This window comes from Chlamydia psittaci 6BC (assembly GCF_000204255.1).
GTDB classification, from domain to species: Bacteria; Chlamydiota; Chlamydiia; order Chlamydiales; family Chlamydiaceae; genus Chlamydia; species Chlamydia psittaci.
This window is the reverse complement of record NC_017287.1, coordinates 163149-185591: the sequence shown is the minus strand read 5'-3', so window position 1 is coordinate 185591 and position 22443 is coordinate 163149. Positions and strand designations below refer to the sequence as shown.

The window sequence follows — 22443 nt, the reverse complement described above, 5'->3', positions numbered from 1 at the left end:
TTTACATCCCGAAGAAAATGCAAAAACTCTTAAGCTATTACTTTGGCTTAAGAAGAGGTTTAGCTGCTATTGTTCAGTCATAACGTATACTTCCACAACTAATGATGTAGATATGTCTCTCACCTTAAAACAGGCGGATCAAGCTAGTCTATCCATGCAGTCTCTACCGAAGCATGTTGCCATCATTATGGACGGAAATCGGCGTTGGTATCAGCAACATCAAACGCAGTGCTCTGTTAAGCGTTCTTCTGGGCATTACTACGGAGCTAAGGTTTTACCCAAGATTATTGAGTCTGCTTTTTCCTTGGGTATAGAGGTCCTCACATTATTTGCCTTCTCTACGGAGAATTTTCTAAGATCAGCTGAAGAAGTTGCTGAGCTTTTTTCACTCTTCCATTCGCAACTAGATGAACAGCTTCCCTACCTTATTGAAAATAAGATCCGGCTACGTTGCATAGGAAATTTGTTAGCCCTACCTCATTACTTGCAGAAACAAATTTCCAAAGTAGCGGAGGAGACTCAGGGACATGGGATTAGGGAGCTTGTTTTAGCTATTAACTATGGTGGGAAAGATGAGCTGGTACGCGCATTTAAAAAACTACATCATGATTTAGTAAATAAAAAAATATCCTTAGACTCAGTTTCTGAAGAGTTAATCCGCTTGTATTTAGACACTTCAGAAATTCCCGATCCGGATTTATTAATTCGCACTGGTGGCGAAATGCGTGTCAGTAATTTCCTCTTATGGCAAATAGCATATACAGAGCTATATGTAACCGATGTTTTATGGCCGGATTTTAAACCTTATCATCTTCTAGATGCCATTAAAGCTTACCAACACAGATCACGACGAGGAGGCAAATAGCCATGTTGAAATTGAATAAGTTCAAAACTCCCTTCTATGGAGATCTTTTTCAACGAGTTGTTGTACATTCGTTGGTTCTTACATTTTTAGTACTGCTTCTTTATAGTTCTTTATTCCCTTTGACATCGTTCGCTTTAGGGTTTATCTCAGCGCTTTGTGGTGCTGTAGGGACGTATGAATACGGGACTATGGCGAAGGTAAAGATGCATTATGCATTCCGTTTATATAGTGCTATTGGATCTTTTATTTTTGTTTTAACCAGCTTTATTGCGATTCGCTGGCATCATGTACTTCCTGAATTTGTTTCAACCCTCCCCTGGTGTTTCCTATTTGTTTGGATCGTTATTAACGTCTTTAGATCAAGAAAAAATACCTGTGGGCCCTTAGAAACCTCAGGAATCACCTTATTTTCTATGCTATACGTGGGTATTCCTATACGTCTGTTCTTGTATATCCTGTATGGTTTCATTCATACTAAGGAACCCTTTTTAGGGGTTTGGTGGGCAAGTTTCCTCATTGCCACAACAAAAGGAGCTGATATCTTCGGATATTTCTTCGGAAAAGCATTTGGTCAAAAGAAAATTACGCCTGAAATCAGTCCTCACAAGACGATTGTTGGTTTCGTCTCTGGATGTCTTGGAGCGACTTTAATTAGTATAGCATTCTTCTTACAAATTCCTGCGCGGTTTGCTGATTTTATCACTATGCCCAGTATCTTGATTGCTTTGGGTGTGATTCTTGGAATTAGCGGATTTTTTGGCGATATTATAGAATCTATTTTTAAACGTGATGCTAAAATTAAAAATAGCAACCAATTAAAAGCAGTAGGAGGCACTTTAGATACTTTAGATTCTCTTCTACTTTCTACACCTATTGTGTATATTCTACTTTTGATTACGCAAAAATCTATGTTTCTCAGATGATTATTACAATAGATGGCCCCTCAGGGACAGGGAAAAGCACAATAGCAAAGGCTCTTGCAAAGGACTTAAACTTCAACTACTGCAATACAGGGGCAATGTACCGTACCCTGGCCTACACACACTTGTGTGAACCATGGAAACATCTCTCGATTCAAGAACTTATTGACAACCCCCCATTTTCTTTTTCATTTGTTTCTGGGCAGCCCTTGGAAGCTTTTTTAGAAGGAAATCTTCTATCTGTAGAGCTAGGGACTCAAGAAGTTGCCAATGCGGCTTCAAAATTATCTCAACTGCCTGAAGTACGTCTTTTCATGCACAAACTGCAAAGAAAATATGCTGAATTAGGTAATTGTGTTTTTGAAGGAAGAGATATGGGTTCTAAGGTATTCCCTAATGCTGATGTAAAGATCTTTCTCACTGCGAGTGCTGAAGTGCGCGCTGCGCGAAGATTAAAAGATCTTCCCAATGATTCTATTTCAAAAGAAGCTTTATATGCTCAACTAGTGAAACGTGATGAAACAGATAGCCAACGCACTCTCGATCCTCTAGTTATTCCGGAAGGAGCTGTTGTTTTAGATTCTTCAGATTTGACAATAAGCCAAGTTCTAGAGAAAATTTCAGCTTTAATTTCTCCGAAATTGCCATGATATTTACAGTTTGTAAATTTCTTACTCGAGTTGCCTTTACCCTACTCTATAGACATAAAGTTTACGGAGTAAAAAAGAATCTTGTTAAAGGAGCGGCTATTATTGCTGCAAACCACAATTCTTATTTGGATCCCGTAGCTTTGCACTTATCTGTTCGTGGGTGTTTGTATCACTTAGCGCGTTCTACATTATTTAGTAATCGGTTTACTGGGTGGTTGTATAAAGAATGGGGATGTTACCCTGTCAAAAAAGGGGGAGGAAATGCTGCAGCTTGTAAAGCTGCTTTCGAAATTTTAAAAAAGAACAAAAAGCTCATTATTTATCCTGAAGGTGAGCGGAGCCCAACGGGAGAGCTACTTCCTGGAAAAGTTGGTGTTGGTTTAATAGCGATCAAAGCTTGCGTTCCCGTTATTCCTGTATATATTGGTGGGACCTATGATATTTTCAATCGCTATCAAAAATTTCCTAAAATTTGGAAAACCGTTACCTGTGTTTTTGGCACACCACTAACTTTTGACGATTTGATTAATAATGAGACCCTAAGTTCCAAAGAAACTTACCAAATAGCCACAGATAGGATCATGAGCAAAATAGCAGAGCTAAAAACTTGGTATGAAAATGGTTGTATTGGAGAGGTTCCTTAAATGACTCTTCTTTCCTATCTTTCCTCTTTATGTCGAGAAGCGATTCTATCTGCATTCCCTCAAATAGAAACCATCTCTCCTGACATCACGCAATCAACAAAAGAGCTTTTCGGCCATTACCAATGTAATGATGCGATGAAGCTTGCCCGCACATTAAAAATGCCTCCTAGAGCTATTGCGGAATCTATAGTGAATCACATCTCCAAAAATAGTTTCTCTTCTATAGAAATTGCAGGTGCTGGATTTATTAACTTCACATTTTCAAAAGAATTTCTCAACCTGAGTTTACAGTCATATTCTCAGGATCTATCTTCAGGATTTCGTGTTAAAGATCCTAAAAAAGTCGTTATAGACTTTTCTTCTCCAAACATTGCTAAGGACATGCACGTAGGCCATCTACGTTCTACAATTATCGGTGATTGTTTAGCTCGTATATTTACTTTTGTGGGTAATGACGTGTTAAGATTGAATCACATTGGTGATTGGGGAACAGCGTTTGGCATGCTTATTACTTATCTTCAGGAGGAATCCTCTGAAGATATCGAAAATCTTGAAGATCTAACGATTTTATACAAGAAAGCACACGCTCGTTTTGCTGAAGATGCAGAATTCAAGAAACGATCACAAACAAATGTTGTGGCATTGCAATCAGGAGACCCCAAAGCACGAAAACTTTGGGAACGCATATGCGAAATTTCTGAACGAGCGTTTCAAAAGATTTACAATATTTTAGACATTAGCATAGAGAAACGTGGGGAATCTTTCTATAATCCTTTCCTTCCTGAGATTATCAAAGACTTAGAAAAGAAAAATCTCATCACAATTTCCGATAATGCAAAATGTGTTTTTCATGAGGGTTTTTCTATCCCTCTTATGGTACAAAAAAGTGATGGTGGCTACAACTATGCCACTACTGATTTAGCTGCTATGCGTTATCGCGTAGAGCACGACCATGCGGATAAAATTATTATTGTTACCGACATGGGACAATCCTTACATTTTCAACTTCTTGAGGCTACGGCATTAGCTGCTGGCTACCTTCCCAATAAAGAAGTCTTCTCTCATGTAGGTTTTGGCCTTGTTCTTGATTCTGAAGGGAAAAAGTTCAAAACTCGTTCTGGAGAAAATATTAAACTTCAGGAATTGTTAGACATGGCTATAGATCAAGCTGTGGCTACTTTAAAAAAGCACCGCCCAGAGATGTCTGAGGCAGAAATTGCGGAACGAGCTCCTGTTCTTGGTATTAATGCTATCAAATATGCTGATCTTTCCTCTCATCGTGTTAGCGACTATGTCTTCTCTTTTGAGAAGATGCTGCGTTTTGAAGGAAATACAGCGATGTTTATTCTTTATGGTTATGTACGTATCCAAGGAATAAAACGGCGGTTAGGCATTGAAAAACTTAGCTTAGAGTCTACGGCTGATATTCAAGAGCCTTCCGAAGAAGCGTTAGCTTTAGCCTTACTACGCTTCCCAGAAGCTATTGATCTCACTCTTAAAGAGCTCTGCCCTCACTTCCTAACAGACTATCTTTATATGCTTACAAACAAGTTTCATGCTTTTTTCAGAGACTGCCATATTGAAGGATCTCCTCATCAAAAAGCACGTCTTTATCTTTGTGCTCTTGTTGAAAAGACCCTAGCTACGGGCATGCATCTGTTAGGGTTACAAACTTTGGATAGATTGTAAGTTTAGAACGCTACGGGATCTAAGGACAACAAGTGGATCTTTGCTCCTAAAGAGTTCAGTTTGTCCACCCAATTGTAATATCCCCGATCTAACAACTGGGTATTTCTGATTAAAGAAGGTCCACCCTCTGCAATGAGAGCTGCCATAATATAGGCAAATCCTGCACGCAAATCGGGAATAACCAGTTCAGAAGCTTTCAATGGTGTCGCTCCGTGAATGACAGCACTATGGGGAAAATTTCCGGTTGCATAACGACAAGCCTTTGAGCTTAAACACTGGTAGAACAGCTCGCAATTCGCTCCCATTTGCTGTAAACCGCGTAAATACCCTAGCCGATTCTCATGCACGGTTTCATGAATCACAGAAGATCCTTCTGCCTGAGAGAGAAGAACTGAAAAAGGTTGTTGCCAATCTGTAAGGAATCCAGGATGTACATCGGTTTCTAATACAACACCACCTTTTAATGGTTCGTTATAAAAGAATTCGATTCCTGTTTCTGTCACTGAGAACCCTCCTCCTATAGACCTTAAGGTTTTAAGAAAAGGAATCATCAGATATTGCTCGGCATTTTCTACAAAAATGCGCCCGCCGGTAAGCACGGCAGCCATACCAAATGAAGCCGCTTCTATCTTATCGGGGATCACCCAGTGATCTACTTCGTAAAAATCATCACAACCAAAAATTTCTATCGTCTTATCATTATCTGTAGTGATCTCCACTCCTGCTTTTTGCAAAAACAAAATAAGATCCAAGATTTCTACTTCTAAAGCAGCGTTCTTGATGATCGTTCTTCCCTGAGCGCGAACAGAAGCTAATATCAAATTCTCAGTAGCTCCTACAGAAGGGTAAGGAAGAGTAATGTACGCTCCGACAAGACCTTGAGGAGCAGCAGCTTGATATCCATGTCCGTCATAGACAACCTTTGCCCCTAGCCGTTCTAAACCCTCAAAATGAAAATTTAGAGTCCTTTCCCCTATAGCATCTCCCCCGACACAGGGGACAATAACGCCTTCCGGACAGCGAGCTAGTAGAGCTCCTAATAATAAAATAGGAATACGATTCACCCGAGAAAACTGTGCGGACACTTCGGACATGCGAATCTCAGGTGTATGAATCTCTATGACTTCTGCTTGTTTATCCCAATGTATTATAGAACCTAAAGAACGGCACAATTCAACAGTTAAACGTACATCTCCTATATCAGGGACATTACGTAAAATGCATTTGCGATCCGATAATAATGACGCAACGAGTAACTTGGTTGTCGAGTTTTTGGCCCCAGATACCCGCACAGAACCTTCTAACACACAACCACCAAAAACTTCAGCTGCTGCCATTTCTTACTCCTCATTGTCGCTTTCTCTTCATCTTAAAGAAACGTTAACTCCACCCAAAGTTATTTTTCCATGCAAACTTTTCATTTTTTTTAACGAATCTCTCTAATTTACAATAGTTAAAATTATTAAAACGAAAGTTAGTTTAATTATTTAAATAAAACTAGAGATATTAATAAATAATTTGTTTTACAATCTAATTAAAATAGAGTTTTTTTATTTAGTTGTTAAATCATGTCGAGTCCAATTAATAATCAGTCTATCACGAATGTCACAACTACTACGACCACAACTCCTGTAGTAACGACTTCAACAACCTTCGGGGGACATGTTGTCTCTACCACGGGGACTGAAGCTGCGGAAACAACATCGCAGACTGTGAATACAGCAGCAGGGCAAGCCGTATCTCAAGCAGAGTCAGACTCGGGAGCCGTAGTTTTTACAACTGAAAGAAATGTATCAACAACATCTCCCTCTACAGGAAACGTTGGGACAACTGCTACGGCAGCAAACTTATTAGGGTCTCAGATTCTTGGAGTTGGAAGATCTAGAAGCGACAGTACATCCAGTAGTGATAGCGATGCCTTATCTGATATTTCAAGCGCACCTTCATCACAACACTCTGGAGACGTTGGCAGTACAGAAGATCTTTCAAGTACTTCAGGAGATGTAGACTTAGGAGACTTAGAAGGACTTCGAGGAACAGAAGCCGCCGACGGAGCAGAGAGACCTGATGGTCCTGGTGGTCTACCGAGCATGGCGCTACCTAAATATGATCCTACTGATAAAGCCTCTATTATCAGGTTCTTATCCACCCCTTCTGTACAGGCGAAATTACAGACAAAAGCTGGTCACATCGTGTATATGGATGAGGCTCGCGGAAGTTTTATTTTCGTAAGAAACGGTGATTGGAGTACCGCAGAATCCATAGCGGTAACTAACGGAAAAACGAAGGAACCGATTACAGACATTAAAGATCTAGAAATGTGTATTGCTAAGTTTTGTGTAGGCTACGAAACTATGCATGCAGATTGGACAAACAACATCCAGCCGCGCATAGCAGGACAAACCGGAGAAACCGGTCATTATGATCACCTGCTTATGAGCATGAAATTTAAAACCACAGTTCTCTACGGCCCATGGAATGCTAAAGAATCGAGTAGCAACTATACACCGTCTGTATGGCGTCGAGGAACTAAATGTGAATCTGGAGCCATCTGGGGTGATGTTGGTGGTCTGAAAGGAATTAACTGGAATAACGTACAAAGACCAAACGAGGGCACTGTATTCTCTCGAGAAACTTCCTCCCCCACGCAACAGCAACCCCAACCTGTTGCCTATCCTCAACCTGTTATCAATGTTAACTTGGGAGGCATCAGTACTAGTGTAAACGTAACTGGTGGAACAACAACGACTACCGTTAACTCAACAACTACGCAACCTACAGACACCTCTGAAGCTGGTGTGGATAATGACCAAAATGTAGAAGAAGCAAACTTTGACGATGTAGAAACAGAAAGTACCAGCACTCAAGACGATACGGATATTCACTTCGAGGATGAAGGTAATGGCTTCGATAGCTTGGAACCAGCTCCTCCTGGGCCTCCTGGACCACCACCACCAATTCAAGGAGGTGTGAATATTACAGGAATGCCAAAAGACAGCTTGCAGCAAGTTCTGCAAAATGTTCGTCAACATTTAGATACGGTCTATGATCAAAATGGCGAACACCACGAAGGAAACCAAGATTTGGGTACTGTTGTCAGAACATCGGAAAATGGCACCTACAGACCTACAGTATTGTTAAATAATGACCAAGGTGGGGGCGGAGGAGTCCAAAGACGAGAATCTAATGACAACGAAGGTAACGAATTAGGAAATATCTTGGGTCGTGTCCGTGAGCACTTAGATGTTGTTTATCCTGAGGGCAGTAAAGGAGAGGCTATTTCTGTAAATCAAAATCTAGGTGAGGTAATTCGAGACGTTGAAGCAGGCAAGACTCCAAAGCCTACGCAACCTGAAGGTATATTCGTTGCAACACGAGTGAATATAGACGAAGGTGGAACGATCGTTAGCAGCAACTCCAGAACAGAGACTGGATCACCCACCAGAACAGAGACGGGATCACGCACAAGTAATTTAATGGGAGCTACATCTGGAGATGGCCCTGGAGGTTTAGAACATTTACTACCTCAGCTACGAGCCCATCTGGATGAATCGTTTGATGCTCAAGGGAACCTCATTACTCCTCAAAAAACAAACGTAGGTAACCTGATTAAAGCCTTCCAAGAGCGAACAGGATCCGGGGGTATTGTTGCACCAATGCCTGCCCAAACTACGGTAATCGCAAGCAGACCTGTCCAACAACAATCTGCAACAATTTCCGTACTTCCGCAAGCGCAAACAGCTGAGACAGTCGCTCCTCAAGGGGCTCCCGATCTCCATGGAGCTGCTCGAGATGTAGCAAGTAGTTTATCTAACTTATTAGAGACTGCGACTCCCTCTGTGGGCAGAGAAGTATCGACCCCAGCTCCACAACAACAGGTAGCCTCGTCGACTCCTGTAGCAGGATCTAGACAAACAGCAACTTTGACAAAAGGAGATGCTTCTTCAGGCATTCCCGAAGCAGCTAAAAACGTCACACAAGCGTTAAGTAGTGTTGCTAAAAAAATTCAGATGTTCGAACAGGGATCACGACTACTACAAGAAGCTATGGACAGCGCCGATACTGAATCTACGCAAGGGAAACAGCTAGCTGATGCGGCAAGAAACCTGACCACACAGTTATCCAAAACGTTATCTCAAGCTACGGGATCTCCTCCCCCACCACCGCAACGACGCTCGTAGACGATAGACAGCTAAGGCTTTTCTCTAATCTAGAAAAGCCTTAGGCCATGTTATGGTATACTTCATCAACATCATCGATCTTCTCTAGCCATTCAATCAAAGCAAGATTTGCTTCACCATCTTGTTCATCACAATCTACGAGACGTAAAGGAACATAAATCAGCTTTTCCTCAGAGCATGTCACACCTAGAGCAATTAACTTCTCTTTTACAGAGGCTAATTCTACAGGGTCACAGAGCACAAGGAAATGCTCATCATCATCATTATCAAGATCTTCAGCTCCTACATCAATGACATAAGATAGTAATGCAGCCTCATCTATTGAACTCTTAGGAACGTAACATGCTCCCTTACGCACAAAGTTATAAAGAACGCTGCCTGGTTCAACCAGAGATCCCCCTCGCTTATTCACAGCTATGCGCATATCAGAGGCAGTACGATTTTTATTATCGGTCATCGCTTCCACGATAATCCCCACACCTCCATGACCATAAAGCTCATAAGTCACATTTTCAAAATTCTTCTGATCTGCAGAAGTGGCTTTCTTGAGGTTTCTTTCAATATTTTCACTGGGGATATTTTGATCTTTTGCTTTTTGTATGACCACACGTAAACGCGCGTTTGTTTTAGGATCAGGACCTCCCATTTTCACAGCTGCCATTAACTCTTTTATCGTTCGGGAAAAGATTTTCCCTCTTTTATGATCCGCTCGTTCTTTACGGTATTTTGTATTTGCCCACTTACTATGTCCTGCCATCTTTCTTACCTATTCTTGATTTATATCCTTGCAACAATACGTAAATATTTGCTTTTTCCCACGCTATGGCACTTTCATATAACGGAAAACGCTTCTCACATTCTTTAAATTTCTTCCCATGAAAAATCGTTCTTCCAGAACGAGAATACTCACGAGGAACTACGCTATGGACCATTTCATGGTAAATAATATATTGCATAAAAAATAACGGAATATCATCACGATCTAAAGAACGGTGTATGCGTATCAACTTTTCTTCCTCATGATACGATCCTAAAACTACCCTAAACGCATTACCTGACCGTGCACGACCAAACCACCCGATTTTTAAATTCAAAGAGCCTTCAAATAATCTCAAATTTAAATCTTGGTATATTTTCTCTAAATCATACACTTCCCCTGGAGTATAATCGACAGGAATAGAAGATCTTATAAGCTGAGGACGGCCTATTTTTGACAGATTCATAGAACAAGATTTAAAGCTAAGAAATGCTCGAAAAAATTTTTTAAGAAGTTTACGAATTTTCTGAAACGACATGCAACACTAGGACGTGCTAATATATTCTAGCAAAATCACCTAAAGTTGTTTTTCCATGATAATTTTTGCAAGATACCCTATCTCATCTTTATAAAAATGCTTTTGTCTTCCCACCTCAATAAAACCAAAACGTTTGTACAATGCTATCGCCGGGTTTTCTTCATACACCTCTAAATAAAGAATCTCTAAGTGAAAACGTGTCTTTGCTAAGTGGCAAAGATTATTCAATAACGCCGTTCCTACACCTTTATTCCGATAAGGTTCACCAACAATAATAGAAACTAATGCGTGATGAGATACTTTAATATAAGGGTTTAAAATAAGAGTAGCTACTCCAGCAACTTCGCCTTCATACACAGCTGTCAAGCTGCTATGATAACGATAAAAACCTACCCAAAAGTTTACGCTATCATGAATTTCTGCTTCCGTCTTTAAGGGAAACCCGCGAAGTATCTTAGGATCATTTAACCATTGCCGCATGTACACAGCATCACTAGGAAGTGTATAACGTATATCTAATCCAGGGACTCCTGTGTCTTTGTTCTCTGTCATGAGATTTCTCCATACTCTGCTAAATACGCTTTGACGAAATCGTCTAGCAATTCTCCGTCCATCATAGCCTGAACATTACCAGTCTCATGTCCTGTGCGTACATCCTTGACCAGAGTATAAGGCTGAAAAACATAATTACGAATTTGCGAACCCCAAGCAATTTCTTTTTTATTTTTTCTATCAATAAGCTGCTTTTCTAAACGTTCTTGAAGAATTTGTTGATACATTCTTGCGCGTAGCATCTTCATACAACTCTCGCGGTTCTGGATTTGACTACGCTCACGCTGACAAGAAACCATGATTCCTGTCGGTATATGAGTAATTCTTACCGCAGAATCGGTAACGTTGACATGTTGTCCCCCAGCCCCTGAAGAGCGGAAGGTATCTATGCGTAAATCATTCGGACGGATATCTATCTCTATCTCATCATCAATCTCAGGATATACATCTACCGAAGCGAAACTGGTATGACGTTTCGCATTACTATCAAAAGGAGAAATACGCACAAGCCTATGCACACCTCGCTCAGCCTTAGCATAGCCGTAAGCATAGTCTCCGGAAAACTTTACAGTAACGTGCTTAATCCCTGCGACATCGCCTTCTTGACGGTCTATAACCTCTACTTTCCACTGATGTTGTGCAGCCCAACGACAATACATCCTAAAAAGCATTTCTACCCAATCACAGGATTCTGTACCACCAGCACCAGCATTAATTGTTAAGAAACAAGGGTTCTTATCGACTTCTCCAGAAAGCAAACGCTGAGTTTCCCACTCTGAAAGGATATTCTCACAAATAGCGAATTCTTTTTCTAAATCTTCTCGAAGTTCAGGATCTGCAGAAACATCGCCATCATTTAAGAAAAACGCTAAATTATCCACTCTGACTTTGAACTCTTCATAATGGGAAATCTGTCGTTTTAACGATGCGATGCGTTCGGAGACTTTCCCTGCACTCGTGACGTCTTGCCAAAAGTCTTCTTTTAAGGTCTGTTCTTCTAAAATGGAAAGCTCTTGTCTCTTACCTTCAAGGTCAAAGAGACCTCCCGGCTAATGCCAACCCAGTCAACAGGCCTTCTAACCGTTTATCTAAACTTTCATACATTGCACTACTCTCAAAAAGGCTGAATATTAGAATTCTAGAGAAGCAAAAACAATAAAGTCAACGTGTCCTGCCGCCTAGAATTTTTCTACAATTTCTTTCTTGGTTACCTCGTATTCCTTGCTTTCCCCGAACCCACTCCAGATTGGCATCTAAAGCCTTAATAACGAGTTGTAGAGGAGTGAATTCTGTTTTTTTGTTTTGACGAGAAACCTCCCTGAAAGATAAAAAAGTTGCGATGAAGAGCTTGTGTCTCTTCGTACCACCTTTACTAGGAGTAACCGATGAGTCAAAAAAACAAAAACTCTGCTTTTATGAACCCTGTCAATATCACCTCCGACTTAGCAGCTATCGTTGGCAAGGGCCCCATGCCCCGCACCGAAATTGTAAAAAAAGTATGGGACTATATCAAAAAACGTAATCTACAAGACCCCAAGAATAAAAGAAATATTCTTCCCGACGAAGCCCTAGCTAAAGTCTTCGGTTCTAAGAACCCTATCGATATGTTTCAAATGACAAAAGCTCTCTCCTCTCATATCGTAAAATAAAATCAAGAGTTGGCTCTCTTTCAGGATCCTCGTCCTCTAGGGCGAGGAGAAAATGTGTATATAGTGTTACTGTGGTCTTAGCTTCTTTATCTTTAGCTGTTGGAATTCCTCTAGCTACCTTCTCATGGGCAAATTTTATAGAGCCGAATTGGTTACAAACATCCTGGTTAACGTGGAAGCTACCTAAAAAGTACTCTCATCTTCATGGATTGCGCATAGCTCAAATTTCTGATTTACATTTTCATAAATTCGTTCCCAAAAAATTCCTTAAAAAGGTTTCTTTAAAACTCGCCAAATTTGCTCCCGACATTCTCGTATTTTCTGGAGATTTTCTTTGTCGAGCACAAATCGAAGACCGCCCGCGACTGGAAGCTTTTTTAAATACTTTACATGCCCCTTTAGGGACATTTGCTGTTCTTGGAAATCACGACTACCAAGCATACATCTCCCGCAATAGCCAAGGGAAAATCGATGTGATTTCGATGGAAAATAGCCAACCGTTAAAAAGAGCTTTCGTTTCAATAAGCCAAGGGCTTTTTGGTTCTAGAAGCTATGAATACGCCCCAAGTCTTGAAAAGCAAGAACCTAATACAGAACTTTTACATTTATTAAAAAATACTCCTATTCGCCTACTGCATAATGAAAGTCTTCAAATTCCTGATATGTTAAACATCGTGGGATTAGGAGATCTTTTTGCTAAACAATTTGACCCTGAAAAAGCGTTTTTCCACTATAATCCAACCCTGCCTGGCATTATTCTCTCTCATAATCCTGATACTGTGTACCAACTCTTAGATTATCCTGGTGATCTTATATTCTCTGGACATACTCATGGACCCCAAATTTCTATCCCATGGCCGAAGTTCGCTAATAGGATTATGAATAAAACTTCGGGATTAGAAAATCCTGATCTTGCGCGAGGGCACTTCTTCTTTTCAGAAGGGAAAAAGCAATTATATGTAAATCGTGGGCTTGGAGGGTTTAAAAGGTTACGCTTTTGCTCTCCTCCTGAAATTTGTTGTATACGGTGCGTATATGGATCCTAAGTGTTCTTTGATTTTACTTAGTGGGGGTAAAGGAGAACGGTTTGGAGCAAATCAACCTAAGCAATACCTGCCTTTTCAAGGGGAACCTCTCGTCCTCCATGCATTAAAAATGGCTCTGCGCATCCCCGAAATCTCAGAAATTATTGTTGTTTGCGATGTAAACTACGAAAGTATTTTTGAAGGTTATCCCGTAAAATTCGCAAGACCAGGGACACGTCGTCAAGATTCGGTATTTTCCGGACTACAACAAGTTTCGCATCCTTGGGTTTTAGTCCACGATGGTGTCCGGCCTTTTATCTATCCCGATGAAGTCAGAGAACTGATCACAACAGCATATCAAACAGGAGCCGCAACGTTAGTCTCTAGCGTTCCCTACACTATCAAACAACGTAATCCTGTAAAAACTTTAGACCGAGATGCGTTATCTCTTGTCCATACGCCTCAATGCATCAAGACACAAATACTCTTAGAAGGCCTTGAACTGGCCAATAAAGAGAGAATTACTCTTGTTGATGATACCCAAGCTGCAGAACTTCTCAACGTACCTGTTGCTTTAGTATTCAATAAACATCCCCAGATAAAAGTTACTTATCCAGAAGACCTAACCTTAGCTCATGCTTTGTTATGACACAAGTCGTTCTACTCTTAGCCTACCAGGGAACTGCCTATGCTGGATGGCAAAGACAACCTAATGATCTCTCCGTCCAAGAAGTTATAGAAAATTCCTTAACAAAGGTTGTGGGGAAGCGTATTCATGTGACCTCTTCTGGTCGTACCGACGCAGGAGTCCATGCCTTTGGTCAAGTTGCTCATTTTCCCCAACCTGACCATCCACGATTTTCACAAGCTTCAGGCATAAAAAAAATGCTTAATGCTCTTTTGCCCAAAGATATAGTGATTCGCGACGTTGTTCTTGGAGACGATACATTCCACTCACGATTTTCAGCTATCGCTAAAGAATACCGTTATTTACTAACAAGATCTCCTAAGCCCCTTCCCTGGGAACGTTATTTTTCCTATTATCCACGACATCATCTAAGAACAGATCTTATGCAAGAAGGGGCTAAGTACCTCATAGGAACTCATGATTTCGCTTCTTTTGCAAATCATGGACGTGACTATACGTCAACTATACGCACGTTATTCAACTTAGACATTGTAGATAATGGAGAGACAGTAACCATCATCTGTAAAGGCAATGGATTTTTGTATAAAATGGTAAGGAATATTGTGGGATCTCTATTAGATATTAGTAGAGGAAAATATCCTCCTGAATACATTCAAGAGATATTAATACAGAAAAATCGTAGAAAAGGGCCGCCAGCAGCTCCCAGCTATGCCCTATCTTTATACCACGTATGTTACCCTAAACCTTATCATTGGTTTTGTACTCCAGAGTGCAACATCAACTCTTTAAAAGAAGAAAAATAATAAAAATCTTTATCACAGAAATCTTTGTGACTGTCTCGAGACAATGGCATAATAGCATTCACAGCGATCAGCGTTGCTGGTATGCCTGAAAGGGCGCGTAAGCCTTTCACACTATCTTCAAAACCCACCACCTTTTCTCCTTCTTTAGCAAAAGCCTGATAGGCATATTGATAGCTGTCAGGATACGGCTTAGGCCGGTCATAGTCTTCTCGTGTAACCCAAAATTGAAACTGATTCAGAATGGGTATGACCTCACAAAAACGCTGGGTCAGCACATGTGACGAATTTGTCACTACTCCAATAGTTTTGTTCTCAGCTAATAGGAACCGTAAAAAATCTTCTACACCGGGAAGTAGGGAAGGAACTTCAGTTTGTATTAACTCTTTATAGATACGTTCGCGATCATAAAAACACTGTGGGAAAAAAGACTCAGTATTAGGGAAAAGCTCCAAAAACTTCTGTTTGAACACTTCTCTTCCTAACATTGAAAATAAATAATATGTAGAGAAATCCATAGCGGTATCGAGTCCGCGTTCTCTACACGCTGTTAAAAATGCTTTGTAGTATAAAGGTTCGGTATCAAGGACCAAACCATCAAAATCAAAAAAGAACACCTGATAATCATGGATATTCATGGTTACCTTAACTCATATCACCTTGTATTTTTCACTAACTACATATAACAAATCTAAAACATAGTTAAATAAGTTGAGAAGTTAGGCTATACTTTCTTAAAACAACTACGTGGAATTCTACCCCATGCTTAGGATTCTTATTAAGATAAGTTTTGGATTATTATTATTTCCTCTAATCTGTGCGTGTTCTCCTGCCACAAAAACATCACATAGGCACATACGCGCAGGACGAATTACATCACAACAGGGGCACTCTGTCATTATGTACCCAGAAATACAAGACTCCCCCTTACCGAAATACCACTGGCCGACTCCACAACAAGCGGTAATTACTGCTTACTCATTTCATTGCCACGGCTCCTTAGGTGCTAAGGAAACAGAACAGGAAACTCTCTATGACTGCGATGGATTAAATCATAGTTTATGCAAAAAATTTTCTATACATCCAAGAATCATCGACATTACACGTCTATTACACAAACAGTACCCATTATCTATAGTGGAAGGATTCTGTTGTCATAAACATTTCCGTTTTTTAACAGCTTCCGGGAAATCGCTATCTACCAAGCATCTCTCTGGGAATGCCGCTCTTTTGTTTACAGAGAAAGATATCCATCTGGAGACACTCAGCTCGATCTTAAGCCCTCTTTATAAAAAAAAATCCATCTATCCCTGCTCTATAGATTTCACTACTACGAAGACCACTGTCGGGAATGAGGAATTCCTCATTACCCTAATACCAAAGGATACAGGGAACTACTTATCCATAGAAATGTTGTATGATCTAGAAACAACAAGGCCTATAGAAGTCCCTCCATCTTCCCTAACTTAAGAGATTTCCCTTGCGCTTATTAGAAAAGAAAACGTACAGTGTAGGCTCACTTTGTGCCGGCGTGGCGGAATGGTAGACGCGGTAGACTCAAAATCTACTCTTAGCAATAAGGTGTTGGTTCGAGTCCAATCGCCGGCATAAGTTTTTTCTTAGTTTTTTCAGGTTGCTAATAAATTCGTGAGTAGTTTTTTTTAAGAAAAGCTACGTGCCGAACCGGTTGCTTCCTATGAAAGAACAAGCTCTCCTACTTCTCCTAAAAAAAAAGAAAGGCTTTTTCTTAGCTATTCTTGATCTTACAGAAACCGAGACTTCGCTCACTCCTATAGAACTTGAAAAAGTATTGCAGCAGAAAAAAACTCTTCTATCTTGTATAGACAAGGTCGATAACGAAATTAAGGAATTTCGGCATAGTTTCACTTCCGTACTTCCCCAAGATATTCAAGATGAGCTCTCCGAGATTCGAGGAATCATCACGAGAATCCTCGATACGGATAAACTCAATTATCTACAGAGAAAAAAAGAGTTAGGGATTTATGAGCAACAACGATTGTAAGTCATGTTCTTCAACGCAGGAGCTGATGGAGATCAAATCTCGCATCACACAATCGTATAAAGAGGCAGACACAATTCTCACAGCAATTCCCGATGGAATTATCCTCATCTCAGAAGTAGGCAATATCCTCATTTGCAATTCACAAGCTCGAGAAATTCTCGGTATTCCCGATGAACTGGAAATACTCCATAAACCCTTCACAGATTTTTTCCCAGAAACTTTCTTTGGATTTTCCCTAAACGAGGCTCTCCTATCTCTTCCTTCACCAAAAACTCTACGCCTCACCTTATCAAAAAACGATCAGGATCGCGATGTAGAGATATTCGTAAGAAAAAATTCTTTAAATGGTTTCCTCTTCTTATTAATTCGAGATCGTTCTGAATATAAACAATTAGAAAATGTTATCGAAAGATATAAAAATATTGCAGAGTTAGGGAAAATGACGGCAACCTTAGCGCATGAAATTCGCAATCCTCTGAGTGGTATTGCTGGATTTGCCTCCCTATTAAAAGAAGAACTCCCCTCCCCACGTCATCAACGCATGTTATCCTCTATCATTGATGGAACTCGTTCTCTGAATACACTAGTTTCATCCATGCTAGAATACACGAAATCACAGCCGCTAAATCTCAAGGCTATAGACCTGCAAGATTTTTTTTCTTCACTCATCCCTCTATTATCGATCACATTCCCCTTTTGTAAATTCGAACGTGAAACCTCGGCCTCTATAGTCCGTTCTATAGATCCTGATAGAATGAATAGCGTAGTATGGAATCTGGTAAAAAATGCTGCAGAAGCAACGGAATCTCCTATAATGTTGACATTACACACGTCCGGAGATATTTCAGTGACCAACCCGGGACAGCTCCCTCAAGAGGTTTTTGATAAGCTCTTTATTCCTTTTTTCACAACAAAAGCTCAGGGGAATGGTTTAGGGCTAGCAGAAGCCTTAAAGATCATGCGTTTGCACGGTGGCGATATTCACGTAGAAAATGCTAACGCGCAGGTAACGTTTACTTTAAAACTTCCCTAACCCCAAAATAGATACTTATAGATCAATCGGAGGCGCCCATGTGGTTGGTTGATGTCTTTCGCTGAGCATGCCACTGTAAACGTTAGAAGAGACTGTGCGTAACACGCTCTCACTGATATCGCTCACATCTAAAATCAACGGACCATTAAGACCACTTCTTGCTTCTAGTAACCCTTCGACGATTCTGATAAACCGACTCCAAGTCACATTCCCAACACTTTCGAAATTGAGATCCCCTAAAGGATTTGCTGCTCCCGGTGTGGTTCCTTCACTGTGGCCGATACTTCCTAAAACTAAAGGAATCCTACCGGAGAAGTTAGACACAACCTTGAAGAACTGGTCTTCTTCCTCAGACAAGTTATGCAATAATCCTCCAGAGTCCCTGTGCATTTTCTGCAATAGAGAGAAGAGGAAACCCGACCAACGTGTGTAGTCGTTAAACATCTGGAGATCGGTCACATAACTATAGCAAGTAGATAACCATTGAGAAAGTTCTGAAGATGAATCGCGAATTTCCGAGAATTCGACTGCTAACTGATCGAATAGTTCATTTAAACTCGTTTTCCCATCAGATTCTTGAACCAAATCCCGAGCTCTTTGTGAGATCGTCTCTATTTGCTCTACAGTAAAGTATCCTAACAGAGCGAAGAACCACTCACGCAAGCAACGTTGTTCGATAACAGTACGTTTTTGCTCATCACTGGCATCAGTAGGAAGTTCTGCTTCTAAATACACTCCAGGACGTAGGCTTCTACACGAGATTCCTCCCCCCAAGTTTCCAAAGAATCTTGGAGCTGTGAAAGCCAGCATTTCCATCACGTCTCCTGCACGTTGTATTTCGGCTTTACTTCGCTGCTTAATATTGGAAGATAAGGCAATCAACTGAGAACCTAACATCCGTAAAGCTCCCTCATGACTGTGCTCACCTATTCTCTTAGCATCTCTAAGAAGATTTTCTAATTGATTATTTTCTGATCTCAAGCGCGTGGTTTCTTCCAGGTGCTGTAAATGACGCTCCTGCATCTCCTTTTGTAATTGAGCAATCTCCTCTTCCAATCTCTCTTTCTCTTGAGCATGAAGAGCACGTAAACCTTGCAGCTCTTGAAGAAGCTTCTCTTTTTCTTGTTCGTTTTGCTGTAGCAGACCTATATTGATACGATTTTGCTCAACAGCTTCTAACATACGTGTATTGAGATTCAGCTTTTCTTGTTCTAATCGATCAATCTCGGGTCGTAAGGCATCCACAGCACGTTTTAAATTCATTTCATTTGTTAAAGCATGCTGTAAATTTTCGAGATTCTCCTCATTCTCAAGAACGACACCACGCAATTCGCCCACCTCTATTTTAAGAGCGGCATTTTCCTCATCTCTGGAAATCATCTCGTCTTTAATTGCCAAGTAGCGTAGTTCCAGATTCGTTAACTCTGCACGTGCCATAGCAAGTTCTTCGGACATGTTCGCTCGCTCGTTGACAACAGCCTCTAAATCTACTGTTAATCTTCGGATTTCCTTTTGAAGAGCCTCTATCTGCACATCAGAACCAGGATTACTCTCGGTTGTTAACGCAAGCTCGCGTAACTCATCATTTTCCTCGCGTAGACGTTGTTGTTCTTCTTCGTGTCTTTTAAGATCATCTGTTAAAACCCGTATCTGGTGATTTAACACCCTCTCTCTTTGTTCTAACGCCGAAAACTCTAAGGAACGTCTTTCATTTTCTTGCATTCCCAAAGTGATACGGTTATTCACCTCAGTAGCTTCGTCAAGGAGCCCCCGATATCTGATAACCTGATCTTCCAGATCCTGGGCAATTTGTTCTTTAACCAATAAAGCACTGTGGTACCGTTCGATATCCTGTTGGGTATATTCTCCACCAAGAGGACGATCTCGTAATCTTTCCACTTCCTCATGCAGGGCTTCTACTTGCTGAGTAAGCGCTAAAAGAGCCGCTTCTTTCTCACGTAAACTATTCGTTAGCTGATTTATGTTTCCTGAAGAACGTAGGAACCTTTCTCTGTATTCTCTGTTGAATGTAATCCGCTCGGCTCCAGATTCGACAACCGCCTCGATTTCCTTATCTAAATCAATACGTCTGCCTGTCAATGCTTCTTCTTGCTTAGCTAAAGAGATTAATGACTCATAAATTAGAGAAAGCCGGACTAATAAAGCGTTGCGCTCCTGTAACAAAGGATGAAGACCATCGACCAACCCTGTATGTTGTTGACCACTACTCGAGTTCTCTGCAATTTGATCTTCTAATAATCTAATGTTTTGATTAAGAACACCTAAAGTAGATTGTAAATCTAAAAGTGCCTCTGTTTGATTGGACTTTTCAATTCCAGTGTCAGCAAGCTGTTGAATTAATAAATTCCTTTCTTGATGTAAGGCCAGTAAGCGTTCATCAGGGTTCGCCTCAACCGTTCCTTGTATGTAATGATTGTAAGAACGATATAAAAGCTCAAGCTCATCACTGATACGCTCTTGCATTTCACGGAATGCTGATAAATCAGATACAACAGGATACCTGTCTTCTGTGTTAGAAGCTAAGAGACGGTATAAAGCAACTTCCTTACTACGCAAATCTCTATCAAATTGTGCTAAAAGGGCCTCTCTTTCTTGAATTATTAATTCTGGATTGCCATTAGGGCCAAAACCGTTTATGGCTAAACTACGCGCATCGGTAGTCGCCAACACCCCTTGAAGCTGTGTTTGCAAATCCCGAATGTTCACTTGTTGTGCCAGTGTTTTTTTACTTGGCCGCATTGACAAGTGCTGTAACAAACTCGTAACGAGTAAAACACCACCAATAGCGATAAATAGTATACCAAAAAGTGCAGGGGCAGTTGGAAGTAAAGTCAGTACTAAAATTCCAGCACAGATGGTAAGCAGAGATAAACACAATAATCCGATACAAGAGGCTCTCTGACATTTTTCTTTCCAGGAGGATGATACCTCGCCTCTCTCTAGAGGAGTTAAGTCTGAAAATAAAGATAAACGAGAACCTAAAGTTTCTGGTTGCAACGAAGAAACTGTGGTGTTTGGTATTGAAGAAGCCATGCTACAAACGCCCTAAATAAAAGTAAGTGGAAAAATTTTACAACCTTAAATAACTATAAATCAATACAAAAAGATTTATTTTTAAAAAAACAGATAGAAAACGAAACTAATTAAATATTCCTTTACGAAGATTTATTTAATTTAGTAATAAGAATTCTTAACTTAGAAACTAATAAATGCCTGATGACTATAGAAAAAGTATTGATAGTAGATGACGAGCCCTTATTAAGAGATTTTCTTTCTGAGCTTCTTCTAACCAGAGGACTCTCTCCGTTTACTGCTGATAACGTGAAACAAGGCTGTCATAAGATCAAAACAGAGAAGTACGACCTGATTATTTCAGACATGAATATGCCTGATGGGACAGGAATCGACATCATCAAAACCGCTAAAGAATGTGCACCTCATACACCGGTTCTCGTGATCACGGCATACGGAACAATCGAAAATGCTGTAAAAGCAATGTATCATGGGGCATTTAACTACCTCACAAAACCCTTCTCATCGGAAGCTCTGTTTGCTTTCATAGCAAAGGCCGAGGAATTACAAAACCTTGTAAATGAGAATCTTTTGCTAAAATCGCAAATTTCCTCAGAATCTCACCCTCTAATCGCCGAAAGCCCTGCAATGAAGGATTTGTTGTCTAAAGCAAGAAAAGCAGCAGATAGCTCTGCTAACATCTTTATTCATGGCGAATCTGGTTGCGGGAAAGAAGTCCTTTCGTTTTTTATTCATAGAAATTCCCCTAGAGCTGCACGCCCCTATATAAAGGTGAATTGCGCTGCTATTCCGGAAACGTTGTTAGAATCCGAGTTTTTTGGCCATGAAAAAGGCGCTTTCACAGGAGCAACAGGGAAAAAGGCTGGGCGTTTTGAGCTCGCACACACCGGAACTCTTTTACTCGATGAGATCACGGAAGTTCCTATAAATCTTCAAGCCAAACTACTCAGAGCGATTCAGGAGAAAGAATTTGAACACCTTGGAGGGACGAAAACCTTATCGGTAGACGTTCGTATCCTCGCCACATCCAATCGCAACCTTAAAGAAGCTGTAGATCAAAAAATTTTCCGACAAGATTTGTTTTATCGCCTTAACGTTATTCCCTTGTACCTCCCTCCCTTAAGAGAAAGAAAAGATGATATTCTCCCTTTATCACAGTACTTTCTAGAGAAATTCTGTAGATTAAATAATAAACCAATGAAAACACTGTCGGAAAGCGCTAAATCTGCTCTTCTTGACTATCCTTGGCCTGGGAATATCCGCGAACTCTCCAATGTATTAGAGAGGGCGGTCATCCTAGAAAGTCCCACCCACCTGACCGATGCTATGCTCGCTCTATCCTAAAAATAGGGAATGCTGTCCCAGGGAGTTTTTCTTGAGTTTCTGAGGAACTTCTGCTAAGCTCTCCAGTCTC

21 protein-coding genes and 1 tRNA gene are annotated in these 22443 nt (G+C 40.6%); 15 read left to right on the top strand and 7 right to left on the bottom strand.

From position 1 onward, the window contains the following. The first annotated feature begins 112 nt into the window (after positions 1 to 112). From G5O_RS06065 to argS, 5 genes are read left to right on the top strand one after another with little or no spacing between them, the layout of a single operon-like run. Positions 113 to 865, top strand: a complete 753-nt coding sequence (locus G5O_RS06065) for an isoprenyl transferase (protein ID WP_013462601.1) — start codon at positions 113 to 115, stop codon at positions 863 to 865. 2 nt (positions 866 to 867) lie between these two features. After that, a complete protein-coding gene (locus G5O_RS06060) occupies positions 868 to 1788 on the top strand; it encodes a phosphatidate cytidylyltransferase (RefSeq protein ID WP_006342850.1) in 921 nt (306 codons plus the stop codon). Continuing rightward, entirely contained in the window at positions 1785 to 2435 is a 651-nt protein-coding gene (gene cmk / locus G5O_RS06055) for a (d)CMP kinase (RefSeq protein ID WP_006342849.1), read from the top strand. Before G5O_RS06060 ends, cmk begins: the two co-directional genes overlap by 4 nt. Beyond that, positions 2432 to 3079: a lysophospholipid acyltransferase family protein gene (locus G5O_RS06050; protein ID WP_006342848.1), complete on the top strand. Its 648-nt coding sequence runs from the start codon at positions 2432 to 2434 to the stop codon at positions 3077 to 3079. The genes cmk and G5O_RS06050 overlap by 4 nt, the downstream gene beginning before the upstream one ends. Further along, on the top strand, positions 3080 to 4768 hold the full coding sequence (gene argS / locus G5O_RS06045) for an arginine--tRNA ligase (protein WP_006342847.1): 1689 nt from the start codon (positions 3080 to 3082) through the stop codon (positions 4766 to 4768). Positions 4769 to 4770: 2 nt separating this feature from the next. On the opposite strand, the gene murA is transcribed toward argS, so the two are convergent. Next, positions 4771 to 6105 (bottom strand): UDP-N-acetylglucosamine 1-carboxyvinyltransferase, encoded by a 1335-nt coding sequence (murA, locus tag G5O_RS06040; RefSeq protein WP_006342846.1) that lies wholly within the window; start codon positions 6103 to 6105, stop codon positions 4771 to 4773. A 231-nt stretch (positions 6106 to 6336) separates the two neighbouring features. On the opposite strand from murA, the gene tarP reads away from it, so the two are divergent. Continuing rightward, positions 6337 to 8949: a type III secretion system actin-recruiting effector Tarp gene (gene tarP / locus G5O_RS06035; RefSeq protein WP_006342845.1), complete on the top strand. Its 2613-nt coding sequence runs from the start codon at positions 6337 to 6339 to the stop codon at positions 8947 to 8949. Between the two features lie 40 nt (positions 8950 to 8989). On the opposite strand, the gene G5O_RS06030 is transcribed toward tarP, so the two are convergent. The 4 genes from G5O_RS06030 to prfB all read right to left on the bottom strand — a co-directional run bounded on the left by G5O_RS06030 (position 8990) and on the right by prfB (position 11900). After that, complete coding sequence (locus tag G5O_RS06030) at positions 8990 to 9706, bottom strand: YebC/PmpR family DNA-binding transcriptional regulator (RefSeq protein WP_006342844.1); 717 nt, start codon at positions 9704 to 9706, stop codon at positions 8990 to 8992. Beyond that, the gene (locus tag G5O_RS06025; RefSeq protein ID WP_006342843.1) at positions 9693 to 10244 is read right to left on the bottom strand and encodes a hypothetical protein; all 552 of its coding nucleotides are present in this window, start codon (positions 10242 to 10244) and stop codon (positions 9693 to 9695) included. The genes G5O_RS06030 and G5O_RS06025 overlap by 14 nt, the downstream gene beginning before the upstream one ends. 39 nt (positions 10245 to 10283) lie before the next feature. Further along, the gene (locus G5O_RS06020; RefSeq protein WP_006342842.1) at positions 10284 to 10796 is read right to left on the bottom strand and encodes a GNAT family N-acetyltransferase; all 513 of its coding nucleotides are present in this window, start codon (positions 10794 to 10796) and stop codon (positions 10284 to 10286) included. Continuing rightward, a protein-coding gene (gene prfB / locus G5O_RS06015) for a peptide chain release factor 2 (RefSeq protein ID WP_013462600.1) occupies positions 10793 to 11900 on the bottom strand; the annotation gives its coding sequence in 2 pieces (ribosomal slippage) (positions 10793 to 11830 and positions 11832 to 11900; 1107 coding nt in all). The genes G5O_RS06020 and prfB overlap by 4 nt, the downstream gene beginning before the upstream one ends. 281 nt (positions 11901 to 12181) lie before the next feature. Between prfB and G5O_RS06010 the strand changes: the two genes are divergently transcribed. The 4 genes from G5O_RS06010 (at position 12182) to truA (ending at position 14922) form a co-directional block, all read left to right on the top strand. Then, entirely contained in the window at positions 12182 to 12445 is a 264-nt protein-coding gene (locus G5O_RS06010) for an SWIB/MDM2 domain-containing protein (protein WP_006342840.1), read from the top strand. Between the two features lie 71 nt (positions 12446 to 12516). Then, complete coding sequence (lpxG, locus tag G5O_RS06005) at positions 12517 to 13491, top strand: UDP-2,3-diacylglucosamine diphosphatase LpxG (RefSeq protein ID WP_006342839.1); 975 nt, start codon at positions 12517 to 12519, stop codon at positions 13489 to 13491. Then, complete coding sequence (ispD, locus tag G5O_RS06000; RefSeq protein WP_006342838.1) at positions 13481 to 14119, top strand: 2-C-methyl-D-erythritol 4-phosphate cytidylyltransferase; 639 nt, start codon at positions 13481 to 13483, stop codon at positions 14117 to 14119. Before lpxG ends, ispD begins: the two co-directional genes overlap by 11 nt. Next, positions 14116 to 14922, top strand: coding sequence for a tRNA pseudouridine(38-40) synthase TruA (gene truA, locus G5O_RS05995; RefSeq protein ID WP_006342837.1), 807 nt, complete (start codon positions 14116 to 14118; stop codon positions 14920 to 14922). Before ispD ends, truA begins: the two co-directional genes overlap by 4 nt. Here truA and G5O_RS05990 read toward each other — a convergent pair. Then, on the bottom strand, positions 14868 to 15557 hold the full coding sequence (locus tag G5O_RS05990) for an HAD family hydrolase (protein WP_013462599.1): 690 nt from the start codon (positions 15555 to 15557) through the stop codon (positions 14868 to 14870). The two genes, truA and G5O_RS05990, sit on opposite strands and share 55 nt — an antisense overlap. 124 nt (positions 15558 to 15681) lie before the next feature. On the opposite strand from G5O_RS05990, the gene G5O_RS05985 reads away from it, so the two are divergent. From G5O_RS05985 to G5O_RS05970, 4 genes are all read left to right on the top strand, one after another. Then, positions 15682 to 16389, top strand: coding sequence for a hypothetical protein (locus G5O_RS05985; RefSeq protein ID WP_013462598.1), 708 nt, complete (start codon positions 15682 to 15684; stop codon positions 16387 to 16389). A gap of 55 nt (positions 16390 to 16444) precedes the next feature. After that, positions 16445 to 16527, top strand: a tRNA-Leu gene (locus tag G5O_RS05980). Between the two features lie 88 nt (positions 16528 to 16615). Continuing rightward, positions 16616 to 16942, top strand: coding sequence for a hypothetical protein (locus G5O_RS05975; protein ID WP_013747324.1), 327 nt, complete (start codon positions 16616 to 16618; stop codon positions 16940 to 16942). Between the two features lie 25 nt (positions 16943 to 16967). Further along, complete coding sequence (locus G5O_RS05970) at positions 16968 to 17975, top strand: two-component system sensor histidine kinase NtrB (RefSeq protein WP_006342834.1); 1008 nt, start codon at positions 16968 to 16970, stop codon at positions 17973 to 17975. Positions 17976 to 17990: 15 nt separating this feature from the next. On the opposite strand, the gene G5O_RS05965 is transcribed toward G5O_RS05970, so the two are convergent. Continuing rightward, positions 17991 to 21029 (bottom strand): coiled-coil domain-containing protein, encoded by a 3039-nt coding sequence (locus tag G5O_RS05965; RefSeq protein ID WP_006342833.1) that lies wholly within the window; start codon positions 21027 to 21029, stop codon positions 17991 to 17993. 183 nt (positions 21030 to 21212) lie between these two features. On the opposite strand from G5O_RS05965, the gene G5O_RS05960 reads away from it, so the two are divergent. Next, positions 21213 to 22373 carry a sigma-54-dependent transcriptional regulator gene (locus G5O_RS05960; protein ID WP_006342832.1) on the top strand — a complete coding sequence of 387 codons (1161 nt, stop codon included), beginning with the start codon at positions 21213 to 21215 and terminating at the stop codon, positions 22371 to 22373. Positions 22374 to 22443: the final 70 nt, after the last annotated feature.

Excerpts from the sequence above, each read along its gene's own strand:
- G5O_RS05960 (WP_006342832.1), top strand. The coding sequence starts at position 21,213 with ATGACTATAGAAAAAGTATTGATAGTAGATGACGAGCCCTTATTAAGA.
- murA (WP_006342846.1), bottom strand. The coding sequence starts at position 6,105 with ATGGCAGCAGCTGAAGTTTTTGGTGGTTGTGTGTTAGAAGGTTCTGTG.
- tarP (WP_006342845.1), top strand. The coding sequence starts at position 6,337 with ATGTCGAGTCCAATTAATAATCAGTCTATCACGAATGTCACAACTACT.
- cmk (WP_006342849.1), top strand. The coding sequence starts at position 1,785 with ATGATTATTACAATAGATGGCCCCTCAGGGACAGGGAAAAGCACAATA.
- G5O_RS06065 (WP_013462601.1), top strand. The coding sequence starts at position 113 with ATGTCTCTCACCTTAAAACAGGCGGATCAAGCTAGTCTATCCATGCAG.
- G5O_RS06010 (WP_006342840.1), top strand. The coding sequence starts at position 12,182 with ATGAGTCAAAAAAACAAAAACTCTGCTTTTATGAACCCTGTCAATATC.
- G5O_RS06060 (WP_006342850.1), top strand. The coding sequence starts at position 868 with ATGTTGAAATTGAATAAGTTCAAAACTCCCTTCTATGGAGATCTTTTT.
- G5O_RS05985 (WP_013462598.1), top strand. The coding sequence starts at position 15,682 with ATGCTTAGGATTCTTATTAAGATAAGTTTTGGATTATTATTATTTCCT.
- ispD (WP_006342838.1), top strand. The coding sequence starts at position 13,481 with ATGGATCCTAAGTGTTCTTTGATTTTACTTAGTGGGGGTAAAGGAGAA.
- G5O_RS05990 (WP_013462599.1), bottom strand. The coding sequence starts at position 15,557 with ATGAATATCCATGATTATCAGGTGTTCTTTTTTGATTTTGATGGTTTG.
- G5O_RS06025 (WP_006342843.1), bottom strand. The coding sequence starts at position 10,244 with ATGTCGTTTCAGAAAATTCGTAAACTTCTTAAAAAATTTTTTCGAGCA.
- G5O_RS05970 (WP_006342834.1), top strand. The coding sequence starts at position 16,968 with ATGGAGATCAAATCTCGCATCACACAATCGTATAAAGAGGCAGACACA.
- G5O_RS05975 (WP_013747324.1), top strand. The coding sequence starts at position 16,616 with ATGAAAGAACAAGCTCTCCTACTTCTCCTAAAAAAAAAGAAAGGCTTT.
- argS (WP_006342847.1), top strand. The coding sequence starts at position 3,080 with ATGACTCTTCTTTCCTATCTTTCCTCTTTATGTCGAGAAGCGATTCTA.
- G5O_RS06050 (WP_006342848.1), top strand. The coding sequence starts at position 2,432 with ATGATATTTACAGTTTGTAAATTTCTTACTCGAGTTGCCTTTACCCTA.
- truA (WP_006342837.1), top strand. The coding sequence starts at position 14,116 with ATGACACAAGTCGTTCTACTCTTAGCCTACCAGGGAACTGCCTATGCT.
- G5O_RS06030 (WP_006342844.1), bottom strand. The coding sequence starts at position 9,706 with ATGGCAGGACATAGTAAGTGGGCAAATACAAAATACCGTAAAGAACGA.
- G5O_RS05965 (WP_006342833.1), bottom strand. The coding sequence starts at position 21,029 with ATGGCTTCTTCAATACCAAACACCACAGTTTCTTCGTTGCAACCAGAA.
- G5O_RS06020 (WP_006342842.1), bottom strand. The coding sequence starts at position 10,796 with ATGACAGAGAACAAAGACACAGGAGTCCCTGGATTAGATATACGTTAT.